Here is an 8,676-nt window from a genome sequence, read left to right as displayed (position 1 = left end):
CGGGGCTGCGCCAGCGCAGGCCGGCGCCCACGCCCACGCGCGGGTCCAGGTCGCCCGCGCGGTCGGCCACGGCGCCGGCATCGATGAACATGGCGGTTTCGAAATCGGTGCGGTTGCCGCGGAACTCGATGGGCCGCTGCCATTCGGCGCTGGCCACGGTCAGGTAGCGGCCGCCATACAGCTGGCCGTTGGAGGTGCGCGCCCCGATCTCGCGGTAGCCGTAGCCGCGCACCGTGGTGTCGCCCCCGGTCAGGAACAGCGTGGTCACCGGGATCTCGGCCGCGCGGCGCGCAAGCACTGCGCCGCCTTCGGCGCGCAGGGCCAGCCGGCTGGTGCGGGTGACGCCTTCTCCCATGTCCACGCGGCCCATGGGGTAGAACGACTGCCACCGCAGGTAGGCCCGCACGAACGGGTCGCGCTCGGGCCGCAGCGTGGTGCCCACGCCCAACTCCGCGGCCAGGCCGAAGCCCCGCGTGGGATTGGTGGTGTTGTTGAAGTAGCGGCCCGTCCAGCCGTAGTTGGCGCTGATGGCCGCGCTGGAGGGCGGCGCGTCCGTGCCCTGGCTCTTGGCGGTGTCGTGCTGCAGGAAATAGCTGCGGTCGATGTGGTCGGTGCTCTTGCTGCGGCCGCCCCGCAGGCGGCTGCTGTTGACCTCGTAGTCGCCCGTGGTCTCGCGCTGCACCTGCGCGCCGGTGAACCAGCGCCAGCCGTCCTCGCCGGGCAGGTCGGTCCAGTCGGTGGACAGCAGCTTGTTCTTGCGGTCCGCCGAGACCTTGCTGACGGCGCGCCAGCCGATGCCGGGCAACTGGTTGTGGATGTGGTCCACGCTCAGCCGCGGGCCGCTGTCGGTCGACAGGCCCACGCCGAACACCACCTTCTGCAGGGGTGCCTCGCGCACCTGGGCCACCACGGGCGCGGCCTGCGGGTCGGTGCCGTCGGTTTCCAGCGAGAGGAACACGGCGTCGTAGTAGCCGCTGCTGGCCAGCCGCATCTGCGCATCGAGCAACTGGGCTTCGCTGTAGTCGGCGCCCGTGGGCAGGCGGGCAATGCGGCGCGCACCGTCGGCGCTGTAGCGCTCGCCGCCCTGCACGCGCAGCGTGCCGAAGCGGTAGGGCGGTCCAGGGTCGTAGGTCACGCCCAGCTGGGCTTCGTTGCGGTCGGCGTCGATTTCCGCGCGGCTTTTGGCGATGCTGGCGGTGGGATAGCGGGTGGCCTGCAATTGGCGCAGGCCCTGGGATTTGGCGCCGTCCCAGGCGTCCTGCGTGAAGGGTTGGCCGGGTGCGAGCGACCAGCTGCGCTGCACGCGCGCGCGTCGGTTGGCGAACTGGGGCGAATCGGCCTCGGCGCCGGTGAAATCGATGTCGGCGCGGGCCACGCGGGTCTGCGGGCCGGGCTCCACCTCCACGGTGATGGTGCGCGGCGCGCCGGCGCTGCCGGGCGTCTCCTGCATCGTGATGGTGAGCGTGGGGCTGAAATAGCCCAGGGTGCCGAGCAACTCTCGCGCGTTGGACTCGGCCGCGCCCAGCAGGCGGGTGATCTCGCTCGACTGCAGGTCGGGCAGCTGGCGAAAGCGCTGCAGCTCCATGTGCCGCGTGAGGTATTCGCGCACGGCATCGGGTGCGCGCACTTCGAGCGAGAACGCATCGGGCCCGGTGCCGGCACCGGCATCGGACTGGATGGTGTTGTTGTCCACCGTGCCTTCCTTGGCGCCCGGCAGCAGGCTGCAGCCCTGCAGGGCCACCAGGCTCGAAAGCAGCAACGCCGGCCACAAGGCCGGCGTCGGAAATCGTCTCGAAGAATGCGTTGCGGGGAGGGACACGTAAAAGAGGGCTTGGTGGGGCTGGAAGGGGGTGCTGCCAGGCCGTCGCATCCGGGGTGCGCAACGGCAATTGGGGGCACTATGGCCTGAAAAACGCACCGCCGCTGTCAGACAGCGGCGCGCGCTGGGTGGTCCCGGCGGTCAGGCGGTCACTTGGACAGCAGCCGCATGGTTTCTTCCAGGCCCTTGAGCGACAGCGGATACATGCGCTGGCCCACGATCTGCTGGATGATGCCGATGCTCTGCCGGTACTGCCACACGCCCTGGGGCTCGGGGTTGATCCAGGCGAACCGGGGAAAGGCATGGATCAAACGCTGCAGCCACTCGGCGCCGGCCTCTTCGTTGTCGTATTCCACGCTGCCGCCGGGCTGCAGGATCTCGTAGGGGCTCATGGTGGCATCGCCCACGAAGATGAGCTTGTAGTCCTTGTTGTACTTGCGGATGATGTCCCAGGTCGGAAACTTCTCGGCGAAGCGGCGGCGGTTGTTCTTCCACATGAAGTCGTACACGCAGTTGTGGAAGTAATAGAACTCCAGGTGCTTGAACTCCGTCTTCACCGCGGAAAAGAGCTCTTCCACGCGCTGCACGTGCTCGTCCATGGTGCCGCCCACGTCCATGAGCAGCAGCACCTTCACGTTGTTGTGGCGCTCGGGAACCATCTTGATGTCCAGGTAGCCCGCGTTCGCCGCCGTGCTGCGGATGGTGTCCGGCAGATCCAGCTCCATCTCGTGCCCTTCGCGAGCGAACTTGCGCAGCCGCCGCAGCGCCACCTTGATGTTGCGCGTGCCCAGTTCCTGCGTGTCGTCGTAGTCCTTGTAGGCGCGCTGGTCCCACACCTTCACGGCGCTCTTGTTCTTGCCGGCGCCGCCGATGCGCACGCCCTGCGGGTTGTAGCCGCCGTGGCCGAACGGGCTGGTGCCGCCCGTGCCGATCCACTTGTTGCCGCCTTCGTGGCGCTCCTTCTGCTCTTCCAGGCGCTTCTTGAGCGTCTCCATCAGATCGTCCCAGCCCATCTTCTCGATGGCGGCCTTCTGCTCGGGCGTGAGTTCTCGCTCCAGGATCTTGCGCAGCCAGTCGGCGGGGATGTCCTTGCGGAAGTCGGCCACCATCTCCACGCCCTGGAAGTAGGCGCCGAAGGCCCGGTCGAACTTGTCGAAGTGCTTCTCGTCCTTCACGAGCACGGTGCGCGCGAGGTGGTAGAAGTCGTCCAGGCTCCAGGCGTCCTCGGAGTTCGGGCCTACCACGCCGGCCTGCAAAGCCTCCAGCAGGGTGAGGTATTCCTTCACCGAGACCGGCAACTGGCCGGCGCGCAGGGTGTAGAAGAAGTCGATCAGCATGGGTTGAAGCCTTTTAGCCCTGTGGCGCTTATTCCACTAGGGCATGCTGCTGCAAAAGGTATAGCAACTGGGCTTTGGCTTCCGGCCATTCGCCCGAGCGCATGCTGTACATCACCGTGTCGCGGATGGTGCCGTCGCGGCGCAGCGCGTGGCCGCGCAGCACGCCGTCTTTTTTTTGCACCCAGGCGCTCGATGGCGCGCTGCGAGGCGAAGTTGTAGTTGTCGGTGCGCCAGCCCACCGCGTGGCAGCCCAGCGTGTCGAAGGCGTGGCCCAGCAGCAGCAGCTTGCACGTGGTGTTGACGTGCGTGCGCTGCACGCTCTTGGCATACCAGGTGAAGCCGATCTCCACCCGCTTCACGGCCGGCACGATGTCGTGGTAGCTGCTGGTGCCCAGCACTTTGCCGGTGTCTTCCTGCACCACGGCGAAGGCGAAACGGTGGCCTTGCTCGCGGCCGGCCAGGGCGGTCTCGATGTAGGCGCGCACGTCCTGCGGCTCGGGGACGGAGGTGATGCGCAGCGTCCACAGCGCGCCATCGGTGGCCGCGGCGCGCAGGCCCTCTTCATGCGACAGCGCGAGGGGCTCCAGGCGGATGCCGCGATCGCGCAGGGTGACGGGTTCGACGAAAGCCATGGAAAGAATCACTCCTTGTCGCTGGGTGCGCGGCTGGCGCGCCAGCGCCGTGCCGCTTGCAGGCCGAAGCCGCCGCCCAGGCCCACGAGGGCGATGCCCGCCAGGCTGGACGGGCCGTAGCCCGAGGTGAAGATGTCAAAGCCCAGCAGGTGGCCGATCCAGTAGCCTGCGAGCGCGCCGCCCACGAAGCCCACGGCGTCGGACAGGCCCTCCATCAGCAGGCGGCGTGCGCTGCTCATCGCGGGCCCTTCATCGGTTGCGCTGGTTCATGAAGACCAGCTTCTCGAACAGGCCCACGTCCTGTTCGTTCTTGAGCAGGGCACCCACCAGCGGCGGCACGGCGACCTTGTGGTCGGCGCTTTGCAGGGCTTCGAGCGGAATGTCTTCGGCCACGAGCAGCTTGAGCCAGTCGATGAGTTCGCTGGTGGACGGCTTCTTCTTCAGGCCCGGCAGGCCGCGCACGTCGTAGAAGGTCTTCATCGCCACGGCGAGCAGTTCGGCCTTGAGCGTGGGAAAGTGCACGTCGACGATCTTGCGCATCGTCTCGGCTTCGGGGAACTTGATGTAGTGGAAGAAGCAGCGGCGCAGGAACGCGTCGGGCAGCTCTTTTTCATTGTTGGACGTGATGAAGACCAGCGGCCGGTGCTTGGCGCGGATGAGTTCGCGCGTCTCGTAGCAGTAGAACTCCATGCGGTCGATCTCGCGCAGCAGATCGTTCGGGAATTCGATGTCGGCCTTGTCGATCTCGTCGATCAGCAGCGCCACGGGCTGGTCCGCGGTGAAGGCCTGCCACAGCACGCCCTGCACGATGTAGTTGCGGATGTCCTTCACGCGCTCGCTGCTGTCGGCATCGCCCAGTTGGCTGTCGCGCAGGCGGCTCACGGCGTCGTATTCGTACAGCCCCTGCTGCGCCTTGGTGGTGGACTTGATGTGCCACTGCAGGAGCGGCATGCCCAGCTCGCGCGAGACCTCTTCGGCCAGCATGGTCTTGCCGGTGCCGGGCTCGCCCTTGACGAGCAGCGGGCGCTGCAAGGTGATGGCCGCATTCACTGCGAGCATCAGGTCCTGGGTGGCAACGTAACTCTGTGAGCCTTGGAATTTCATGGGCCGTAAATAGGGTAATCGTTGATAAAAGGCCTGGAAAGGCGCTGGCTATAATCGTTTTCTGCCCGAGCACCGACAAACTTCCACGAGATTGTGCGCGCAAAATGAACAAGAAGTTGACCACGATATTTGCCCTGGCTGTCGCTTGCGTGACCGCGGTTTCGCAGGCCCAGGAGACCAAGGGCGATGCCAAGGCGGGCCAGGGCAAGGTCGCCATGTGCATCGGTTGCCACGGCATCCCGGGCTACCAGGCCAGCTTTCCCGAAGTGCACAAGGTGCCCATGATTTCGGGGCAGGGCGAGCGCTACATCGCCTCGGCCCTGAACGCCTACAAGAAGGGCGACCGCAAGCATCCGACCATGCGCGGCATTGCCGACTCGCTCACCGACCAGGACATCGCCGATGTGTCCGCGTACTACGCGGCCCAGGTGCGCGAGGGCGCCAACCTGCCGGCCAAGCCCACCCGCGAGCCGAGCGTGCAGGTGGCGCAGCTGCTGCAAAAGGGCGCGTGCGTGTCCTGCCACGGCGATAACTTCGCCAAGCCCATCGATCCGTCGTATCCCAAGATTTCAGGCCAGCATGCGGACTATCTGTTCGTGGCGCTCAAGGCCTACAAGGCCGACCCGAACAACGCGCACCTGGGCCGCTCCAACGCCATCATGGCGGGCATTGCCAAGCAGTTCACGAATGCCGAGCTGAAGGCGCTGGCGGGCTACATCGGTTCGCTCGACGGCGAGCTGCAGGTGGTGCCTCAGTCGCGTTTTCGCTGACCGTCGCGCACCGGGGGCTCGCCCCGCGGCTGTCCATCCCAACCCGCCTTCTGGCGGGTTTTTCTTTGGCTGGAAGATGGCTCAGGCCATGCCATGGGGCGGGTGCGCAGCAGGGCCGATGGAGGTCCGGATCGGCGTGGAGGGGCGTTATATTTTGGTGTGCCCTGTCTTTCGTTTCATCCCATCAACGCATCTCCATGAGGCCAACGCATGAGCATTTCCGTCGCCAATCGCCCAATACAGAATTCCTCTGCCCTGTCGGAGTCGGGGCGGCTGGCCCTGGCTTTCGTGGATGGCGGGCTGCAATGGCTGGACTGGGCCATCGCTTCGCCCGGGGCCCATTACCACTTCCCCGATGAGACCGCCCTGCTGGATGGCACGCAGAAAGGCCTGCACGGGTCTCCCATGGCGCTGCTGCCCCGCTTGGGGCTGGCGGTCAGCCCGGTCAAGCTGATGACGCTGGGATTGAGCGACCTTCGCACCCTGGCGCTTGCCGAAGCCGGCGATGCCAGCCCTGCAGTGGTCGCGCAGGTCCAGCGCGTCCTGCAAGAGCATCGGCTGCTCACCGCCGCGGACCTGCGCAATGCGCAGGCGTTCCTGGCCTCGCTGGGCGTGGCGGGGGCCCCGGCGTTCCAGTGCATCGATTTCATGGACTGGGTGGCGCTGTGCGAATTGCCGGGCGGATCCTTTGGCGGGCCCGCGCCCGCGCCCTCGCAGCCGCTGCAGTCGGAGGCCGCGACATTCGGCGTGGATCAGGCGCGCACGCCCCGCGAGTTCGCCGACTACTACCGCGTCTATTTGCACCTGGCGGCCCATCTGCCCGAACTTGCGCAGGCGTCCGCGGCACAACGCAGCGAGGTGGCGCAAGCGGCGCTGTACGCCTTGCTGCCGGCACTTCTCGGCGCGCTCGATGGTCCGGTGCTGAGTGCGGTGCCGACGGCGCCGGCGGAGGTGCGGATGGCGGTGCACAGCTGGCTGGCAATGGGCAGGCGCATCGGCTTTTCCCGGCCGTCCGAGGGCGTTCGGTGCATTGTCGAGGGCACCAAGTACCGGGGTGAGACCGGCGCGGCGGCCGCGCGGATCGTCGACACGGCCCTTCAGCAGGCGATGGCGGTGCTGGCCGCCAATGACCTGCGGTCGGCGCGGCTGGGCCAGGACGGGGCGACGATGGCCGCGCCGGTCGGCCCTGCGAACGCGCAGGTCGAGTTGCAGGTGTCCAGCGCTGGCCTCGTTTCCCTGACGCGCCTCGGCGGCACGGACGCATAGCCACCGCTGCAGGCCCGTCCGGGGCCCTGCGGGGTTCTCATTCGCGCGGGGACAGGTCGATGAGTTCCAGCGGTGCCGGCCGGCCGAAGTGGTAGCCCTGGGCCTGGGCGCAGCCCATGGCGCGCAATTGGCGGGCCTCACCCTCGGTTTCCACGCCCTCGGCCACCACGGCCACGCCGAACCCCTTGGCGATGTGCAGCACGGCGGTCACGATGGCCGCGTCCTGGGGTGAATGCAGCAGGTTGCGCACGAAGCGCTGGTCGATCTTCAGGCAGTCGAACGGCAGCCGGCTCAGGTAGGCCAGCGAGGAATACCCCGTACCGAAATCATCGATGGCGATCTTCACGCCCAGGGCGCGGATGGCGGCCAGGCGCGCCTGCGTCACGCCGTCGTCTTCGATCAGCACCGATTCGGTCAGCTCCAGCGTGAGGTGGTCCGGCGGAAGTCTGCTGTCGCGCAGCACCTGCTGCAGCGTGGCGGGAAAGTCCGACTGGATGAGCTGGCGCGCGGACACGTTCACATGGATGTCGAATCCCTCCGGCAGACGGGGCAACTGGTCCGCGATGGCCTGCGTGGCCGCGCGCAGCACCCAGTCGCCCAAGGCCAGGATGAGGTCGGATTCCTCGGCGATGGGAATGAACGTGCCGGGCGGCACCAGCCCGCGCGTGGGGCTGTTCCAGCGCACCAGGGCTTCCGCCCCTGTGACGCGCCCGCTGGCCAGGTCGATCACGGGCTGGTAGTGCACGAGGAACTGGCCTTTTTCCAGCGCCTGGCGCAGTTCGATGGCGAGCCGCGTGCGCTCCATCGACTGCTCGACCATGCAGGGCTCGAACACCACGCACTGGTTGCGGCCGCGCCGCTTGGCCTCGCCCAGCGCGATGCTGCCGTTGCGCAGCCATTCCGCCAGATGCTCGCCCGCCAGCGAGCCCGCGACCACGCCCACCGAGGCATTGAGCATGACCTCGTCCGCTCCCACGGAAAACGGGGTGGAGAACAGGCCCAGCACGGCCTTGCCGATGGTGTCTTCCGCCACCGCGTGCCCGTCCAGGTGCAGCAGCGCGAATTCGTCGCCGCCCAGCCGCGCCATCAGCACGGTGGCTGGCAGGTGCTGGCGCATGCGCTCCGCGATGGCCTGCATCAGCCGGTCGCCGGTGCCGAAGCCCACGCTGTCGTTGATGGCGCGAAACGCATCCAGCCCCACCAGGCTCAGCACGGCCCAGCGCGGGGATTTCCAGTCGGCTTTCTCCAGCAGGCCGCGCCGGGTGAGCAGGCGGGTGAGGGGGTCGCTCAGCAACTGCTCGCGCATCTGCTGGAAGGACTGGCGCAGCCGGTCGGCCATCTGGTTGAAGGCCTGGATGAGCGTCGTGGTCTCGCGCAGCGCGCTGGTGTGCGGCAGCAGACCCGGTTCCCAGTCGCCGCGCGACAGGCGGTTGGCGGCATCGGCCGTGAGCAGGATGGGGCGCGCCACGCGCTGCACCGCCCACAGCCCCAGCAGCAGCCCGAGCAGGGCAATGCCGCTCGCCGCCAGAATGGAACGGCGGCTGATGACGCGCGTGTCGCCCAGCAGGTCGGACTCTGGGAGCAGCACGACGATGCGCCAGTCGATGCCGGGCTGCTGCGTGAACGGGGTCACGCGGGCGAAGTAGCGTTCGCCGTTGTGCGCGAACTGAAAGTCGATGCCCGCATCGGAGCGGGCGTGGGGCAGGGCGGCGGCGGCGGCGCGGATGGGGCGCGCTGGCGCTCCGGCC

The 8,676-nt window shown here is 67.8% G+C and carries 7 protein-coding genes and 1 pseudogene; 2 read left to right on the top strand and 6 right to left on the bottom strand.

What is annotated here, in order from left to right; all coding sequences use genetic code 11:
* From AC27IQ_RS15275 to AC27IQ_RS15255, 5 genes and pseudogenes are all read right to left on the bottom strand, one after another.
* Positions 1 to 1,870: autotransporter assembly complex protein TamA (locus tag AC27IQ_RS15275; protein ID WP_487089960.1), on the bottom strand; the 1,870-nt coding region annotated here is incomplete at its 3' end.
* 98 nt (positions 1,871 to 1,968) lie between these two features.
* Positions 1,969 to 3,156, bottom strand: a complete 1,188-nt coding sequence (locus tag AC27IQ_RS15270) for a vWA domain-containing protein (protein WP_487089959.1) — start codon at positions 3,154 to 3,156, stop codon at positions 1,969 to 1,971.
* A gap of 28 nt (positions 3,157 to 3,184) precedes the next feature.
* Positions 3,185 to 3,788 (bottom strand): annotated as a pseudogene (locus AC27IQ_RS15265) (GNAT family N-acetyltransferase).
* An 8-nt stretch (positions 3,789 to 3,796) separates the two neighbouring features.
* The gene (locus AC27IQ_RS15260; protein ID WP_284393299.1) at positions 3,797 to 4,027 is read right to left on the bottom strand and encodes a hypothetical protein; all 231 of its coding nucleotides are present in this window, start codon (positions 4,025 to 4,027) and stop codon (positions 3,797 to 3,799) included.
* Between the two features lie 10 nt (positions 4,028 to 4,037).
* The gene (locus tag AC27IQ_RS15255; RefSeq protein ID WP_284393300.1) at positions 4,038 to 4,892 is read right to left on the bottom strand and encodes an AAA family ATPase; all 855 of its coding nucleotides are present in this window, start codon (positions 4,890 to 4,892) and stop codon (positions 4,038 to 4,040) included.
* A 104-nt stretch (positions 4,893 to 4,996) separates the two neighbouring features.
* On the opposite strand from AC27IQ_RS15255, the gene AC27IQ_RS15250 reads away from it, so the two are divergent.
* Together AC27IQ_RS15250 and AC27IQ_RS15245 are read left to right on the top strand one after the other, a co-directional pair.
* Positions 4,997 to 5,662: a c-type cytochrome gene (locus AC27IQ_RS15250; RefSeq protein WP_272565067.1), complete on the top strand. Its 666-nt coding sequence runs from the start codon at positions 4,997 to 4,999 to the stop codon at positions 5,660 to 5,662.
* Positions 5,663 to 5,950: 288 nt separating this feature from the next.
* The gene (locus AC27IQ_RS15245; RefSeq protein WP_487089958.1) at positions 5,951 to 6,928 is read left to right on the top strand and encodes a hypothetical protein; all 978 of its coding nucleotides are present in this window, start codon (positions 5,951 to 5,953) and stop codon (positions 6,926 to 6,928) included.
* 37 nt (positions 6,929 to 6,965) lie between these two features.
* Here the strand turns inward: AC27IQ_RS15245 and AC27IQ_RS15240 are convergent.
* Positions 6,966 to 8,676: putative bifunctional diguanylate cyclase/phosphodiesterase (locus AC27IQ_RS15240; protein ID WP_487089957.1), on the bottom strand; the 1,711-nt coding region annotated here is incomplete at its 5' end.

The organism is Acidovorax sp. KPB24-07 (assembly GCF_057543315.1).
This window is presented reverse-complemented; position numbering and strand designations above follow the sequence as displayed.

Excerpts from the sequence above, each read along its gene's own strand:
- AC27IQ_RS15270 (WP_487089959.1), bottom strand. The coding sequence starts at position 3,156 with ATGCTGATCGACTTCTTCTACACCCTGCGCGCCGGCCAGTTGCCGGTC.
- AC27IQ_RS15260 (WP_284393299.1), bottom strand. The coding sequence starts at position 4,027 with ATGAGCAGCGCACGCCGCCTGCTGATGGAGGGCCTGTCCGACGCCGTG.
- AC27IQ_RS15255 (WP_284393300.1), bottom strand. The coding sequence starts at position 4,892 with ATGAAATTCCAAGGCTCACAGAGTTACGTTGCCACCCAGGACCTGATG.
- AC27IQ_RS15250 (WP_272565067.1), top strand. The coding sequence starts at position 4,997 with ATGAACAAGAAGTTGACCACGATATTTGCCCTGGCTGTCGCTTGCGTG.